Annotated in this window: 15 protein-coding genes; all 15 read right to left on the bottom strand. The window is 66.0% G+C overall.

Annotated elements, in window-relative coordinates; all coding sequences use genetic code 11:
- Entirely contained in the window at positions 1 to 2,268 is a 2,268-nt protein-coding gene (locus FSO04_RS37300) for a coiled-coil domain-containing protein (RefSeq protein ID WP_154566489.1), read from the bottom strand.
- A gap of 217 nt (positions 2,269 to 2,485) precedes the next feature.
- Complete coding sequence (locus tag FSO04_RS37295) at positions 2,486 to 3,295, bottom strand: lytic transglycosylase domain-containing protein (protein ID WP_233465132.1); 810 nt, start codon at positions 3,293 to 3,295, stop codon at positions 2,486 to 2,488.
- Between the two features lie 31 nt (positions 3,296 to 3,326).
- A complete protein-coding gene (locus FSO04_RS37290) occupies positions 3,327 to 4,364 on the bottom strand; it encodes an FHA domain-containing protein (RefSeq protein ID WP_154566488.1) in 1,038 nt (345 codons plus the stop codon).
- 19 nt (positions 4,365 to 4,383) lie between these two features.
- Positions 4,384 to 6,093, bottom strand: a complete 1,710-nt coding sequence (sctC, locus tag FSO04_RS37285; protein ID WP_154566487.1) for a type III secretion system outer membrane ring subunit SctC — start codon at positions 6,091 to 6,093, stop codon at positions 4,384 to 4,386.
- A gap of 14 nt (positions 6,094 to 6,107) precedes the next feature.
- Entirely contained in the window at positions 6,108 to 6,677 is a 570-nt protein-coding gene (locus FSO04_RS37280; RefSeq protein ID WP_154566486.1) for an RNA polymerase sigma factor, read from the bottom strand.
- 457 nt (positions 6,678 to 7,134) lie between these two features.
- Positions 7,135 to 7,935: a type III secretion system export apparatus subunit SctT gene (gene sctT / locus FSO04_RS37275; RefSeq protein ID WP_154566485.1), complete on the bottom strand. Its 801-nt coding sequence runs from the start codon at positions 7,933 to 7,935 to the stop codon at positions 7,135 to 7,137.
- Complete coding sequence (gene sctS / locus FSO04_RS37270) at positions 7,928 to 8,209, bottom strand: type III secretion system export apparatus subunit SctS (RefSeq protein WP_154566484.1); 282 nt, start codon at positions 8,207 to 8,209, stop codon at positions 7,928 to 7,930. Before sctS ends, sctT begins: the two co-directional genes overlap by 8 nt.
- A 17-nt stretch (positions 8,210 to 8,226) precedes the next feature.
- Complete coding sequence (sctV, locus tag FSO04_RS37265) at positions 8,227 to 10,356, bottom strand: type III secretion system export apparatus subunit SctV (protein ID WP_154566483.1); 2,130 nt, start codon at positions 10,354 to 10,356, stop codon at positions 8,227 to 8,229.
- A 27-nt stretch (positions 10,357 to 10,383) separates the two neighbouring features.
- The gene (sctR, locus tag FSO04_RS37260) at positions 10,384 to 11,046 is read right to left on the bottom strand and encodes a type III secretion system export apparatus subunit SctR (RefSeq protein ID WP_154566482.1); all 663 of its coding nucleotides are present in this window, start codon (positions 11,044 to 11,046) and stop codon (positions 10,384 to 10,386) included.
- Between the two features lie 12 nt (positions 11,047 to 11,058).
- On the bottom strand, positions 11,059 to 12,252 hold the full coding sequence (gene sctQ, locus FSO04_RS37255; protein WP_166618327.1) for a type III secretion system cytoplasmic ring protein SctQ: 1,194 nt from the start codon (positions 12,250 to 12,252) through the stop codon (positions 11,059 to 11,061).
- Entirely contained in the window at positions 12,249 to 12,971 is a 723-nt protein-coding gene (locus tag FSO04_RS46565) for a hypothetical protein (RefSeq protein ID WP_166618326.1), read from the bottom strand. The genes sctQ and FSO04_RS46565 overlap by 4 nt, the downstream gene beginning before the upstream one ends.
- 14 nt (positions 12,972 to 12,985) lie before the next feature.
- Positions 12,986 to 13,465 (bottom strand): hypothetical protein, encoded by a 480-nt coding sequence (locus FSO04_RS37250; protein ID WP_154566480.1) that lies wholly within the window; start codon positions 13,463 to 13,465, stop codon positions 12,986 to 12,988.
- A 33-nt stretch (positions 13,466 to 13,498) separates the two neighbouring features.
- On the bottom strand, positions 13,499 to 14,812 hold the full coding sequence (gene sctN, locus FSO04_RS37245; protein WP_154566503.1) for a type III secretion system ATPase SctN: 1,314 nt from the start codon (positions 14,810 to 14,812) through the stop codon (positions 13,499 to 13,501).
- Positions 14,813 to 14,939: 127 nt separating this feature from the next.
- Positions 14,940 to 15,695, bottom strand: coding sequence for a type III secretion system stator protein SctL (gene sctL / locus FSO04_RS37240; protein WP_166618325.1), 756 nt, complete (start codon positions 15,693 to 15,695; stop codon positions 14,940 to 14,942).
- A partial coding sequence (locus FSO04_RS37235) for a SctK family type III secretion system sorting platform protein (protein ID WP_206753084.1) occupies positions 15,674 to 16,347 on the bottom strand: 674 nt, incomplete at its 5' end. The genes sctL and FSO04_RS37235, both read right to left, overlap by 22 nt.

Here is a 16,347-nt window from a genome sequence, read left to right as displayed (position 1 = left end):
TCACCGCCTCGGCAGCCATGGATACAGATGCGTGATGCGCACCGCGCCGCTGTTGCCCGCCTCCGCCCAGTCGAGCGTGTAGCTGCTGGTCACCGCGTTCGGATGATCGACGTGGCCACCCGAGCGGCGCACGCCATGCCCGACGACGCCCGCATGCTGGCACAGCCATTCGAAGCGCGCGTTCCGATAACCTAGCCCTTCGACCTCGGCCGGCGTCGACGCCGCGAGCAGCTGCGGATTGCGGCGCGACGCATCGTCGATGGCATCGGCGAGCGCCTGCAGCATGTCGGAACGGTGCTTGTAAGTCGCGGTGATTTCGACCTGCAGCATTCCCCCTGGCGCCGGCCTTTCGGAATTCTGCAGTTTGGCCCGCTGGACCAGATGCTCGATCATCTGGTCCGTGGACTGCTGAAGATGGCGTCCGATCGCGCGGTCGAGCGCTTCCGGCGTGATCGCGCGGGCGATGGCCTGCTGCGATTGTACCGCTTCCCATGCATCGTCGAGCGCGGCATGCGCGGCGGCGAGCTCGCCGAACTGGCGCTGGCGCTCCTGTGCATGCTCCTGCTTCGCCTCGTGCCACGCGTCGTGCATCGCGGCGCGCTGCCCGGCGACCACCTCGATCTCCGCGTCGAGTTGGTCGCGTCGCGACAGCTTGTCGGCATATTGGCCGGTCAATTTCATGTATCGCGCAACCGTGCTCTGCTGCGCGCGCCCGTCTTCCTGCAACTGCGCACGAACACGCGCGACCGCCCGTTCGGCCGCCTCGATGCGCGGCGTGCGTTCGGCCGACGCGCTGGCAAGCCGCGCGGCGCGCGCATCGGCCGCGGCGGAGAATTCGGTGCGCGCCGCTCCGAGCGCGTCGCGCGCCTCGACCTGCCGCTCCTCGGTGGCAGCAATGCGCGGTTCGATCAGCGACACATACTCGTCAGCCCATAACGCAGCCCGTTCAACGCCGTCCACCTTCAACATCGCGCTGAACGACTGCGCGTTGGCAAGCAGGACACCCGCAAGCCAGCCGCGGTTCTTCGCCAACGCCTTATGCAGGAGCTTGGCGCCCGTGGCGATCACCTCGGTATCGGGAGGTCCGGAGCGAGCCGGACGTGCCGCCCGGCGCGCAGGCGCAGCAGCCGCGTCGGTCGGTGCTGCATTCTGCGCGTCCACGTGCGCCTTGGCCTGTTTGTCGCTGCCCTCGGCCACCTTGGCGACGATCAGGGTAGCGGCCATCGCGTGCGGCTCCATACCAAGCCAGCGCACGACGCGCGCGGCGAGAGAATCGCCCGGCACCTGCAGCCTCCCCTGCACCGCTTCGCGCTGGTCCATCCCCGCCTCGGTGGCTGCGAGTCTCGCCTGGATGCCTTCAAGCTTGCCGTACTCTTCCTCGGGCAACAGCGTGGCACACAGCTTGAACAAACGTTCCAGGGCGGCTGCGGGGTCCTGTGCGCGCGGGCGAACTTCGCCCGTGTTCGAGGTTGCGAACAGGCGGTCGAAATCGGTCTTGATGCGTTGTGCCAGCGTTGCGCGGCGACCGCCCTGGTGCGCCTGCACCGGTTCCCCGACTAATGCATGCACCCAGTTCCGCGCGGCCTCGATGGTGTGGTCGGCCATCATCACCGGCAACACCCCGTCACGGATCGTCTGGCGCCGCTGCGCCGCCGCGGACGCATCGCGCGCGAGCCGAAGCGCCTCGTTCTCCTTGCCGAGCTGTTGGTCGAGATGCTGAACGTGCTGCTGCGCCGCCTTCAACCTGTCCTCGAACGCCGAGACATTCTCGACGTCGACGGCGGCCGGCGCGTCAGCTAGCAGCCGCCTGTGCTCATCGGAGCGCTGCGTGAGCTTGAGCTGATTTTCCCTGTTCCGGTTTTCGATCGATTCGACGTCCTGACGCAACGAATCGAGCTTGCCGAGCAGCTCGGCCGCCTGTTCGTCAGTCTGCTTGCGCTTACCCTTGAGTTCGGCCAGCCTCACAGCCAGCTCGACCTGCGTCGGGACAGCGAGGTCCGCGCCGGCCGCGTGAACAGCCGGAGCCGCGGGGCTTGCGCCGGCCGGCGCGCGGCTCGCAATGCGGGCGTGCTCGCGCTCCAGTTGGCGCAGATCGGTCGCCGCTCCACGCAACGCCTGCGCGGCCTCGTGCCACTCCCGCAGCATTTCCGGAGCGTCGGTACTGGCGCGGGCGCCGGCAAACCTCAGCGGTTCGGCTACTGCATGCGCCGTTGCGCTTTCAAGTTCCACTTCGTGGGGATGCCACGATTGGACGTCGCCTGCTCTCATCGTCACTCTCCTCGTTGCGCGTCGAGCGCCTTTGTGGCCCATCGCACGTCATCCCGACCGCGCGGCGAAGGCCGCGCCGGCGCGCCTGGCAATCCGATAGGCCAGCGCCGGCGCATCTTTCGTCTCTTCAGTAACCCGCACGCCTGCCCGGCTCCATTGGCCCGCGCCTGGACATACCGAGGCGTTCGCCGACCCGCGCGAAGCGTTCGCCGCCCCTCTAGTTGCTGCCGCTGAACTGCGCGTAGGCACGCATGACCGACACCACGTAGGCCTGGGTCTCGGCAAATGGCGGAATCCGGCCGCCGAAGCGCATCACGGCGCCCTCGCCCGCGTTGTAGGCCGCGATCACGCGCTCGAGCTCATTGGGGAACAGGCTTTTCAGATAACCGAGGTAACGCGCGCCCAGCCTCAGGTTCACCTGCGGATCGAACAGCGCCCCGGCTTCGCCCTGCAGACCGAAGCGGCGCGCCGTGGCCGGCATCAGTTGCATCAGTCCGACCGCGCCCTTCGGCGACACGGCCGAAGGGTTGAATCCCGACTCCACGCTGACGATAGCCATCAGCAAGCCCGGATCTTCGCGATACTCGCTCGCGACCTGGCGAATCAGCGGCGCGACGTTGGAGAGCAACGCGGCGCGCGGCGCGCCCACTTTCGCGAGGCCGAACGGTGAGCGCAGCGCGGCCGGCAGCGCCGGGAAGCCGTTGGCTGCGAGCGGATCGTCGGCGGAAACCGGGAACACAATCGACACCGGCCGGGCAAAGCGGTTGGGAAGCGCCGCCGGCTGCGCGTCTGGCTGCGCACCGCCGTCGAGCGGCGCGCAGGTCATGTCGATCAGCGACAGTGCAACTGTCTGATGCATCCTGAATTCGTGACCCTCGCCGTCGCGACACAAATAGAGCGCTGCGTGAGCGCCGACCGGGACGCCGACCCACAGCGCGATCGAGACGGCGAAGGCCACAGTGCGAGGCGCCGTGCGCAACGGCACGGGCGATCCGGCATGCGATCCGATGCGAACAATTCCGTCCATTTGCATTCCTGTCGAGGTTGTCCGCATGCGATCAATGGATCGGCACGACGATTCGGCGATCCTCTTTCGTCACGATCACCCCTTGCGGGGTCACGTCGGCGAGTTCGAATCCGCCCGGCAAAATCGAGCCGACGTAGAAGCGCTGGCCAGTCTCCGTTTCGATGTACGCGTCGTCCCCAGCGCTCGCCGAGCGGATGCGCAAGTCCACAGCAGGTGGACGACGGAGGACCTCGGCCGGCTTCGGCTCGAGCATCGTCACGTCCTCGCCGCTCGACACGACCCGATAGCCGGTCTTCGCAAGACCGGTATCGAACTGCTGCACGGTGGCGCGCACGGCGACGTGCAGCACGGCATCGCAGCGGCGCGCCGCAAGCGCGCTTCGCAGCCGGTCGAGGTCCGACTGCGACGGCAGATAACCCGAGACGGCAGGTTCGCCCCGCTCGCTGGTTTCGACCTCCAGATTCGTGTACCCGAGCAACTGCAGAACCGCTTCGAGCTGCTGCGTCTGGCGATCGTCGGGACCGAGCGTTTGCGCGACCGCCAGCGCGCCGCCGACCGCGAACAGCACGACGAACACGGTTGCCAATCCACCGAAAAGATTGCCGCGCCAGCGCGACGGAGCCGACGCGACCAGCAGGGCGGTCGAGGTTGCCGTCTCCTGCTGCGGGTCCGCGTGCGCTGCACGGGCATCGGCATCGGTTTGTGGAGAAGCGGCGGCCGCATCGGCTTGTGGAAAAGCGGCGGTCGGATCGCGTTGTGCCGACGGCTTGCGGACCATGCCAAGCACCACGACATGCGCCGCGCCGATCGTCACCGCGACGTTGTCGTCGAGCGACGTGCGCGCCGAAGGGCTAGACTCGTCGCCGCTTTCGCACGGCGTGCCGTCGAGCCACTCGATGAACACGTCGCCGTCGGCGGTTACTGTGAGTCTTCCGTGCTGCGGGCGCACGCCGTCGTCGAGCAGCACGACGTCGCATGACGACTCGTCGCTGCCAATCAGATATGAACGCGCCTGCAGCGCAAGCTCAGCGCCCGCGTGCAGTCCTCGCGCTACTTTCAGCATCAGCATGTCAACTCTCCATTGGGGATTAGCCGTCGATCAGACGGGGTGTAATCAGAAAGAGCCGTTCGAGGCGCACCTTGTTGTCGTTCTTCTGGTGGAACAGCGCGCCGATCAAGGGGATCTTCGACATGAATGGAATGCCCGAATTGACGGACGAGTCCTGCTCGTAGACGAGCCCGCCGATCAGCAGGCTGCTGCCTTCGTCGATCATTGCCTCGGTGTCGATGTTGCGGTTGTCGATCACGGGAATCTGGTCGACCGTCGCCGATGTCAGCTCGCCGTCTTCGACGTGAATGCTGAGCTTCACCTTGCGCTGCCCGTTCTGGTCGACGATCGACAGCGGCGTCACGCGCAGTGTCGTGCCGGCTGTCACGCTGTACAGGTCGCTGCTGAAGCTGCCCGCCACGCGAACATAGAAGGTCTGGTTGTCCGAAAGCGTGGCCTGCACGTTGTCCTGCGTCAGCACCTTCGGCTGCGAAACGACGCGCGCGTTGCCGTCCTGCGCGAGTGCATTGACGCTCGTAAGCAGCGAGTGCGCCGCGCCGCCGATGATCGTGGTCGCCAACGCACCGGGCACGGCGCCGTCCACCAGTTGGTTCCCCGACGCGATGCCAAGCGCCGTGCTGCCCGACGACGATCCGCTGGTCGTGGAAGTCGAGCTCTGTGGGTGGCCGCTGAAGCTCAGGTTGACGTGGGAGCTGTTGAACTGCCAGTCGACGCCGAGCGCCTGCAGCGACTCGACGCGTACGTCGATGATCTTCGCTTCGATCTCGATCTGGCCCGGCTTCACGTCGAGCGCTTCGATCAGCTTGCCGTAGCTGTCCATGCGCCACGCGTAGTCGCGCACGATCACCGCGTTGATCTGACTGTCGCTCTGGAAGCGCGGCAGTCCGCCATCGTTCGAAGCACTCGAAGCGCCCGATCCGTCCGCGTTACCGTGCTTCGCCTGGTCGTAGGCGGCGAACGCATCGCCCATATCCGGCGGCACATTCATCTTGCCGAACACCGGCGAATTTACCGTGCGCCCCTGCGCGATCGCCTTGATCTGCTGCGGGGTCGTGCCCGCGCGCCCGCTCGCCCTGCTGTCGCCGCCCTGCTGGCCAAACACGCCCTTGAGCACCGTGACCACACCCGCAATCGGCTCGCCGTTCGACAAGGTCCGGTCCTGCGCCCACGCATAGCGCAGCGGAAACACCCGCACTTCCGCATTCGACACGGAGTTCTGCCGCTGATCCACAAGCTGAGCGACCTGATCCACGAGCTCGACATAGCGGCCGGGCCCGGTCGCAATCACGGTGCCTTCCTTCTCGTCGACGGTCAGCGGAAAGCGCCGGTCCTCAATGCCGAGGGCATGAAGGCTTGCAACGAGCCGCGAAGGCGGCGCACTCGTCAGCTTGATGATCTTCGTGCTGACCGAGCCGGCCGGATAAAAGTAAATGAAGCGGCCGTCGTAGTACCAGACGAGCCCGAAGCTGCGGCTGATGGTCTCCAGCATTCGCGCGGGCGGCATGTTGAAATTGCCGCTAACCACGCCGTCGGTGTCCTTGTCGACAATCGCAACGAGCCCTTGCGACGCCGCGAATTCCCGCAGAAAGTCCGGCAGCTTCTTGCCTTCCGCCAGATATGAAAACGGCGCGGCTTGCCAATGTATTTCGGCCGCATGCAGCCGTGCCGGAGAGCACAGCGTCAGCACCGCTGCCGCCAGTATCGAACCACCCCAACGCATTGCACCCATCGCGTGGTCTCCCTTTACGCGCCTTGAGCGACGACAGCGCGGCTCTCGAGCCGCTCGCGCAGCATCACGCGAGAGCGCGACACGCGGCTGCGCACGGTGCCGACCGGAATCGCGAGTTCGACGGCCACGTCTTCGTAGCTTCGATCCTCGATCGTGACCATCAGCAACGTCTTGCGCAGATCGTCGGGCAGCCCGTCGAGACCGTGCTGCATATGCGTGGCCTTCTGTTTCGTACTGACGTGGTCAAACGGATCGCCTTGCGGCGACTCCATCAGCTCGATCGTTTCATCGCCGCAAAAGTCGTAGCGGCGGCTCGGCGAACGATTGACGTGGTTGCGAATCAGATTCACCGCGATGCCATACAGCCACGTGGCGCACTCCGATTCCCCGCGGAACGTGCCAAACCCGTGACAGGCCTCGACAAAGGCCTGCTGCGTCAGCTCGGTCGCCTCGTAGACATCGCGTACCCGCTTGAAGATGAATTGAAACAAACGTCGTTGGTGCTCTCTGAACAGCTTCGCCAATACCCGGTCCCGCTCAGCGAGATCCGTTGCGGTGAGCGCTCCGATCGAGGTGCTAATCATGTCGCGTCCTTCTTGGTGGATGGTCTGCTGGATAACAGTGGCTACAGCGCCTGGTGGGTTTGCATCGCGCTCCTGAATGCACGCGACATCCGACGCCCGGGCCCACTAGAGCACCATCCATGCCATCACGATGAACGGCCTATGCCGTTGTTTTATAAGGCGTTTCTTGACTCGAAACTGATCTCTGGAAAGCCGCTCTATCAGGTGTGAAAAAAGCCCGCTTCGAGCATTTCCATTTCTGAGAAACGGGTAGAGAAGTTGGGATTGCGCGCAACAGGAACGCCTTCTTCATCAGACAAAATTGTCATCTTCTGGTCACATGAATGCGATACGGAACGGCAGGCGTTCGTGGGACTCGAACGGGCACGCGTGCGCATCGCGTTCAATCGATACGCGGTCCTGATCAATTAATGGAGCGATACGACCGGTCGGCACACGCGCCGACACGGGCTGTCAGTCAATGCGACTGTTGGTAGTCGGGCGAAATGCGATGAATCAGCGCGCGCACCTGGGATTCAGGCGAGAAGAGGTCCATCGCGCTCGAGAAGAACATGTTGAGCAGCACCATCAACATGATTGTCGACGCGAGCTGCTTGAGCGCCATCGACTGAAAGTGAACGTCGAGCGAGTGCATGTAGCGCGCCACGAGGCCGAGCGCCAGTTCGATCAGCACGAGCAGCAGCACGATCGGTGCGCTCAGCTTGAGCAGCAGATCGGTCAGGCTGTCCCACTGCAGCGTGAGAAACTGGTCGAAGCCGCGCGCGAGAATCGGTACGGTCGAAAATACCGGCCACACGAGGTACGAGTCGAATACCGCGCGCAGCAGCGTGAGAAAGCCGCCGGACGTCAACAGCAGCGTGCTGAACAGTTGCAGCAGGAAACCACCGGTGGGGCCCTGCGGATGGCCGGACATTGGCTCGACGACGGCCGACGAGTTAGCCCCTGTCTGTAGGTCGACAAAACTGCCCATTCCCTCCACTGCCCATAGCAGCAGTCCCCCGCAGTAACCCAGCAGCACGCCGATCATCGTTTCTTTCGCGACCACGAAGATGATCTGCGCGGCATCCATCGTGTGCGGCATCTGCGCCCAGGTGAGCGGCAGGACCAGGCAGGCGAGACTCACCGCGAGGCCCGCGCGAACCATGTTGCCGACCGCCTTTTGTTGTAGGATCGGAAACACGATGAACATCGACATCAGCCGGGTCGACGCGAACAGCAGCGCCTCCATCGGTTCGATGAACGACACCGGGTTAGCCATGAGCACGCACGCCGACGCTGGCAATCGCGTCGAACAGCGTGTTCGCGTAATTGAGGATCGCACTGGCCGACCAATGCGCCGTCAGCATGACGGTAATGAACACGGAGATGATCTTTGCGCCGCCTGCGATGCTCTGGTCCTGGATCGAGGTGATGGTCTCCACCAGTGCGATAAAAAAGCCCACCGCGGAAGACACCACCACCGCGGGCAACGACAGCACAATCACGAGCTGCAGCCCGCGAAAACACAGGTCGGTTACGGTCTGAACGTCCATTGCGTGTCCCCTGTTCGTTAGACTTCCACCTGGCCGAGCGGATTGAGCTTCACCGACGCGTTCAGCTCCTCGAATGAAAACACCGCAATGTCCGGCAGATACGGTTCGAGCATCTTCTTCACATAGCGCCGCACGTCCATGTGCGTCACCATGACCGCGCCCCTCGCCGACTGCGCCCCGAGGGCCGACGCCTGGCCGGCCATATGTCTTGCGCGTTCGGGCGCCACCGGAATGTACGTGCCGCCGCCGCCCTGCTGCACCGACTGGCGAATCAGCTGCTCCGTTTTCGGCGCCAGCAGCACGACGTCCAGACCGCTGTCGCCGGCCGTCACCCTGTGCGTGATGTAGCGGCCGAGCGCCACGCGCACATGTTCGGTGAGCAGCACCGTATCCTTTTCGCGGGGCGCCCAGATCGCCAGCGCCTCGAGAATCGCCCGCACGTTGCGCACCGGCACGCCCTCTTCGACGAGACGCCGGAACACTTCGGTCATGCGTTGCAGCGTCATGGCCTTGGCCGCTTCGCTGGCGACATCGGGATAATCCTTCTCTGCGCGCACGACGATCGTGCGCACTTCCTGCATGCCCAGATAGAGCGATGCGTTCTCGCGCAGCAGCCCCTTCACGTGGCCAGCGATCCACTGTTCGAGCGTCGCGGGCGCGACACCCGAACTGGCAAGCGCGGCGGCACTGCGCTTTGCCACCCATGCCGTTCCCGCATACGCGCACGGCAACCCGTCCTCGAAGACGATGCCCAGATCTCTTAGCTGCCGCTGCTTTGCGATGGACACCACGAGCGGTATCGCGTCGTCGTGCCACTGACCTTCGCCGAACGGCACGTCGAACGCGAACATCGTGTAGCACGCGCCCTCCAGCTTCTCGTCGATATACATCCGCATGCCCGGGAACGGCACGCCGAGATCTTCGTGCACCTCGGCGCGCGCCGCCTCGACCGCCTCGTTGAGCGCGTCGCGCTGCAGCCGGCGCGCCAGTTCCGGCGACGGCCGGATCAGCACCGGGGCGGCCGTCATCGGCGCGGCCTGCTCGAGCATTGGCGGCAGGTCTTTCGCGCCTTCGCGCGCAAACGCGGCCATCTCGACATGCTCGGCCGCACTGGCCGCGGCTTTGCTCTTCTTCATCAGCGACCAGCCGATACCGCCTACCGCTAGCGCGAGCAGCCCGAATTGCGGCTTAGGGAAGCCCGGCAACAGCGCACAGATCGTCAGGATGATCGCGGTGATCATTAGCGCCTTGGGCTGTGCCAGCAGCTGCTTGCCAATATCCGCGCCCAGGTTCGACTCTTCGGCGCTCGCGCCGGTCACCCGCGTGATCAGCACACCGGCCGCGATCGAGATGAACAGCGACGGGATCTGCGATACCATGCCGTCGCCGACCGTGAGAATCGCGTAGCGCGCCGCTGCATCGCCCACCGACATGCCCATCATCATCGAGCCGACGCAGATGCCGGCAACGATGTTGACCACCGAAATGATGAGCCCCGCGATCGCGTCGCCCTTCACGAACTTCATCGCACCGTCCATCCCGCCGTGCATCTGGCTCTCGAGTTCGAGGTGCTTGCGGCGCTTGCGCGCGTCGTCCGCGGTGATGATGTTGTTGCGCAGGTCCGCGTCGATACTCATCTGCTTGCCGGGCATGCCGTCGAGCGTGAAGCGCGCGCCCACCTCGGCGACCCGTTCCGAGCCCTTCGCGATCACGACGAACTGCACGATCGTGATGATCAGGAACACCACGCCGCCCACCACGTAGTTGCCGCCGACCACCATGCGGCCGAACGTTTCGATCACTTCGCCCGCGTGCGCATGCAGCAGGATCAGCTTGACCGAGGCGATGTTCAGGCCGAGCCGCAACAACGTCGTGAACAGCAGCAGCGACGGAAAGGTCGACATCGCCAGCGCCTCCGGCACATAGATGGCCGACATGAGCAGCGTCAAGCTGATCGCGATGTTGAAAGCGATCAATCCGTCGAGCACGGGGAACGGCAATGGAAAGATCATCAGCGCGATCACCGCAATGATCAGCGCGACGAGCACCACGTCCTGATTCTTCGCGATGAATTTCTGCACGCGCGCGAGCGGGTTGGCGCCCGCTTCGCGGGACGGCGCGGAACTGCTGGTAGACGGAGTCGACATGGCGGCGCGAAGCAGGAAGGCGTTGCGTTAGCGGTAGGTGAGCACGAGGCCGTGAACAAGCTTACCCCAGCCGTCGAGCGACACGAACAGCAGCAGCTTGAACGGGATCGACACCGTGGTCGGTGAGATCATCGACATGCCGAGCGACAGCAGCACCGCTGCGACGACGAAGTCGACGACCACGAACGCGAGATACAGAATGAGCCCGATCTGGAACGCGGCCGTCAGCTCCGACACGGTGAACGACGGAATCAACACCATTAGATCGTCGTCCTTCACCAGATCGGCCTGCGCCTTCGGCCACAGCGACTGCGCGGTCTTCACGAAGAACTTGCGCTCGCGCGGATCGGCATGCCGCTTCAGAAAATCCGTGAACGGCGCCTTGGCGCCTTCGACGACGTGCTGCACGACGTCGAATGAAATCTGATGCCCGTTCGACAGATACGGCAGCGCGACATCGTAGGCCGCGCTACCGACCGGCGCCATGATGTACGCCGACAGGATCACGGCAAGCCCGTTGAGCACGGTGGTCGGCGGCATCTGCTGCACGCCGAGCGCCTGGCGCGCGAGGCCCAGCACGACGACGATCTTGGTGAACGACGTCACGACGAACGCGATAAACGGCAGCGTGCCGAGCAGCGCGAGAATCGCAAACGCGGTGAGCGGATCGGGCAGGAAGCTGGATTGCATCAGCCTGGCTCCCTATGCCTGCAGGAGCCGCGTGACGCGCACCCCGAGTACATCGCCGAGCGAGACCAGTTGCCCGTTCCCCACCACGCGGCCGTTCACGCGAATGCCGATCTGCGTGTCGGCGACCGGCTGGGCGAGCCGGAATACATAGCCCGGTCCGATTGCCCCGAGCTCGCCGAGCGTGAGCGTCTGCTCGCCGAGTTCGAAGCTCAAGCCAAGTTCGAGCTCGCCGAAAGGGTTCGCGTCCGGATGCGGGGATCCGTTCGCGGCTACAGCTTCTCCCGCTTCGCCGCGGGCGTGAAGCGCGTGTTCGGGCCCGGCGTCCGTGAGCGGCGACAAACCGATCGGGTCCGCAAATTCGTCTTCAAAACCGGCATCGTCCATGATCTGCACCCCGTCGCCATTTGCCTGTGCGCGCATCCGGATGCGCGAGCTGCCCGCCATGGCCACTGCAACACCCAGGCCATCCGCGGATTCGACTGCACGCTTGATGAGTAACAGATCGCCTTCACTGGTTCCCTTCAATTCGGCACAGGTGAGCCGCGCGTGGCCGATCACGAACCGGCAGCGCACCGGCAGCCGCTCCAGGGCCGGCTCGGCGCGCGGCCAGTACGCGCACATTTGCGCTGCGAGCTCGATGGCGTGGCCCGACACGCAGCCGCGCATGCGCCGGCCCGACACTGGATCTTCGAGCGTGAACGCGAACCCTTCAGCACCCGCGCCCTGGCTCGGCAGAACGTCGACGGCCTCGATCAGCAGCGTCTCGCCGCTCATCCGCTCAATCGCTTCGACGGCCTGTTCGCATGCCTGCGCGGCCAGCACTCGCAGCGCGATGTCGGGCAGCGTGTCGAGCGGCGGCAGCGCGTCGCCGAACACGAGTTTGACCGATTCCAGATGGACCTGAAACCGGGTATTGCCGAGCCGCGCGCGCAGCGTCACGGCGGGACGCCAGCCGGTTGGCGCGCCGATGTCCCAGCGGAAATCGACTTCGGCCATGCCGATCGCACACGCGCGCGGCGCAAAGCGGCCCAACAGGCGGTTCGTGTGCTGCGCGACGCGCCAGTCCACCTGGTCGAGCAAACCGGCAAGGTCCGGGGTCACCGGCTCTCCCGGCGATTCACCGCCCGGCGCACCTGCCTGTTCGAAGTCTGTTGCGCCGATAACCTCGACGTCCGCAATGCCGGCCATATCGTCGCGTGCGCTCATGCGTATTCGGTGCGTTCGTCGCCGCCGCCTTCGCACACGTCGACCATGACGAGGCAATCCGGCGCCGCGCCCACGAGCCGCCGGCGCAGTGCCTGCGCGTGGCCCGCGAGGCGGCACCGTAAGTCGCCGGTTGCCGCGCGAATCCGCACGGTCAGCTGGTTGCCCTCGCGCGTGAGCACGGCGTCGGCCCCGCTCAACGGGCCGTCGCCAAGCGGTACCCGCACGGTCAATTTCGTGGCACCCATGCTGACCCGCACCGCCTCCAGCAAGCGGCCGCACACGTGGTGCACGAGCGGATCGGCGATCGCGGCACCCGCGGCTGCGCCCATTGCCGCGTCGTCGCGTTCGTTCCACACACCGTCCACGCCAGCGTTGTCGTCCGTGCGCAGCGGTCGTGCCTGTTCCACCCATGCGCTGGCAGCGGCCTCGCCGTTGCCACCATCCTCGCCGCCCGAGTCGTTAGCACCGCCATCGCGGCCGCTGTCGGAAAACGTATCGAACGCGTTCGCCCATGCCGGTTCGCCAGCGGGTTCGGCATTGCGTTGCCGCTGAGCATCCGCGAACAGCACGCCGCCGCGTTGCCGCACCGTCGCGAGGCACGACGCGAACGCCTTCTGCCGCGCCCGCATCTCCGCGGAATCGTGATCCGCACGCGGGGCGGCGTCGGGACGCGCCGCCGCGAGCGTCGGATGACTTTCGACAACCTGCTTTCGCTGCATCGCTCTTCTCCGTCTCAGTTGCGGCCCTTCGGCGGCAAGGTCTCGACAAATTCGTCCGCTTCGGCCTCGGCCAGCAATTCGGCCAGCAGCGCATCGGCCTCGCGTTCGCGCTTGTACTGCTCTTCGATATTGCGCAGCGAGCGGTTCGCATCCTTCACGTCGTCCGCTGCGCGCGCGACTTTTGCTTCCGCTTTCTCGAGCGCCACCACGTATTGCGGCACCATCTGCTGCTCGGCCTGCAAGCGGGCCTGCAGCGTTTCCCGCCACACCAGCGCCGCCTGGAACGCCTGGTAATCGAGGCCGTCGCCGAGTCCTTTCATCAGCGCGCTCCAGTACGCGGCAAGCCCCTGCTCCTGGTCGCGGATGCGTCGCTCGGCTTTGCACAATTCCTTTTGCTGCGCGTCGCGCGCGTCGCGCATCTCGGCAAGCACGCGTTGCAGTGACTGCTCGCGGCGCCGGCGAACCTCTACGATGCGTTTGAACTGTCCGGCCATGATTGCCCCTGTGCCGCGTGAGGACCGGCGCGCCTAACGCGCCAGCTGGGCCAGGTACGACAGCGCGTCGTCGAACGACGTGTAGTCGTCCGAGCGCTGCGCCAGAAAGCTCGTGATCGCGTCGGCCTTCCTGATCGCTTCGTCGCCGAGCTTGTCGGTGCCGCTCTTGTATTCGCCGATCTGCACGAGCAGCTCGAGCTCTTCGTGCTTCGCGATCAGCTTGCGCACCTTGCCGGCGGCATCCGCGTGCTCGCGCGGCACGATCTGCGACATCACGCGGCTCACGCTCCCAAGCACGTCGACCGCCGGATAACGGTTCTTCGCCGCGATCTTGCGCGACAGGATGATGTGCCCATCGAGAATCGAGCGCGCTTCCTCGGCAACCGGATCGGCGGTCTGCTCGTCTTCGACGAGTACGGTGTAGAGCGCCGTGATCGACCCCGTGTCGCTCTGGCCGGTGCGCTCGAGCAGCTTCGGCAGCTCGGAGAACATCGACGGCGGATAGCCGCGCCGCGTCGGCGGCTCGCCGCTGGCCAGCCCGATTTCGCGCTGCCCGCGCGCGAAGCGCGTGAGCGAATCCATCATCAGCAAGACGCGCGCGCCGCGCGCGCGGAAGTCTTCTGCGATTGCGGTCGCGACATAGGCCGCGCGCGTGCGCTCGATCGCGCTCTTGTCGGAGGTGGCGACCACGCACACCGAGCGCGCCATGCCCTCCTCGCCCAGCGAATGCTCGATGAACTCGCGCACCTCGCGGCCGCGCTCGCCGATCAGCGCGATCACGTTGACGTCCGCCTCGGCGGTGCGCGCCAGCATCCCCATCAGCGAGCTCTTACCCGCGCCCGCCGGCGCGAAAATGCCGACCCGCTGGCCTTCGCCAAGCGTGAGGAACGCGTCGATCACGCGCACGCCAGTCGGCATCGGCACGTCGATGATGCGCCGCTTCATCGGATCGGGCGGCGCCGCATGCACGCCCGCGCGCGCGAGCCCCGGCCCGGCGAGCTCGCCAAGACCGTCGATCGGGTTGCCGAAGCCGTCGAGCACGCGCCCGAGCAGCGCATCGCCCACCGTCACTTCGTGCGGGCGGCCGCACGCGATCACCTCGGTCTCGGGCGACAGGCCCGGCAACCCGGCATACGGCATCAGCAGCACGCCGTCCTTCGAGAAGCCCACCACTTCGGCAAGCGCGCGCTCCCCGCCCGCCGACACGAGCTCGCAGATCTCGCCGATCTTCACGCGCACACCGGCCGCCTTCACCAGAATGCCGACGGCTTCGATCACGCGTCCGCGCAACGCGATCGGCGGCGCGGTGCCTAGCGCGCGGCCAAGCGCCGTCGACAAGCGCTGCATGTCGACCGGCTTCGGCTTCGCATGGGTGCGCCAGCCGGGCCGAACCTCGGTCGTAGCAGTAGCCGCAGTGAGGCCCGGTGCGCCCGTCTCGCCGCGGCATGCAGCCAGTGCTGCGCTGTCGAGCACGTTATTCGCTGAGGTCACTAGCGGCTCCTCGTCGGAAAACGCCGGGGTCTGCGCGCAGGCTGTCGGGTTCGCCAAAGCCCCCGGTGGCTCGATCGGCCTGGTTCGCGTCCGCGCTTTCGTCGTCCACGATGCTGGCGGCGACCTGGGCCGCTTCCCGCTCGAGCGCGGCGCGCAGGCCTTCGAGCTGCAGGTCGAGGCTCGCGTCGACGGTGCCGGACTCCGAACTCATCACGGCCGAAAGCGGCGCGAGTGTCGCGTCCACCTGAATGTCTACGAGACCCGCAAATACGCCTTGCGCGTGCAGCGCGTCGATCTGCGTGCGCGCTGCCGCTTCGTCCTGCGGCGCGACGCGCAGCGTGAGGAAACGCTGGTCGCGCACAAAACGGGCTATCTTGCGCAGCACGGCGTCGTAAAACACCGTGGCCGGCGCCTCGTCCAGCACGCCGCGCAGCGCGGTCATCACGGCCTCGGCCAGCAGCGGTTCGATTCGCGCGAGCGTTCGCGCAGCGCCTGCACCGATGGCCGCGAGCGTCGTGGCCGCCTCGCGGCGAGCGTCGTCGGCGCCTTCCCGAAAACCGCGCCGGCGCTCTTCCTGCGCTTCGTCGAGCGCGCGTTGCGCGGATGCGCGCGCCGACTCGCGGGCGGCGTCCAGCAAACCCTGTGCGTCAGCCAGCGCGGTGTACTCGGCGGCCTTCAGCACGCGACGGCCCGGCGCAACGCGCAGGCCCTCGCCGACTAGCAAAAAAGGGGCGTCCATGACGGCAGCATCCTCGGCACGAGTTGATCGACGATCCATGCTTTGGCCCGTGCGGCATCGTCAGCGCAACAGAAGCGCGGCGCGCACACCTCTACGGCCGGCGCGAATCTGAGCTGTATACGGCCGATGACCGCACGGGGGGAGGTTCCTAACAGATGCATCAGCAGTAACACGCCGTCGCGCTGAAGTTGCGCGCCGACGTCGCCCGTCGGCACGCCGGTCATCCCTCCCGGCACGTCCAGCCTGAACGATTCGACGCTCGACGCCACGAAGCCGATTTCCTTCATGCCCACCGCAGAACGGATCGACGCGAGGGCGGCGCCGTCGATCACTCGACGTAGTAGTTCGCGGCGCAGCAGCACGCCGAGCAGCGTCGCGAGCCGCGCGAGCGCCGCTTCATCGACGAGCACCGTGCGCGTGAGGCGGTCAGCGAATGTGAATTCGAAATCGCCGGCAAGCGAGCGCGTTTGCAGCAGCCACGGCGACAAATAACGGTGGCACGGGTTGTCGGTCGCGCGGCGATCGCGCAGCGTCGTGTCGTCGATGCCGGACGGCAGCCACCCGGCGTGACACCACGCCGACGGCAACAGGTTGAACGCCCAGATCAGCGGGCCGAACTGGCGGGTCACGGCGCGAGACCTTGGGGCGGGGG

Origin of the sequence: Paraburkholderia madseniana (assembly GCF_009690905.1) — a bacterium.
GTDB classification, from domain to species: Bacteria; Pseudomonadota; Gammaproteobacteria; order Burkholderiales; family Burkholderiaceae; genus Paraburkholderia; species Paraburkholderia madseniana.
This window is presented reverse-complemented; position numbering and strand designations above follow the sequence as displayed.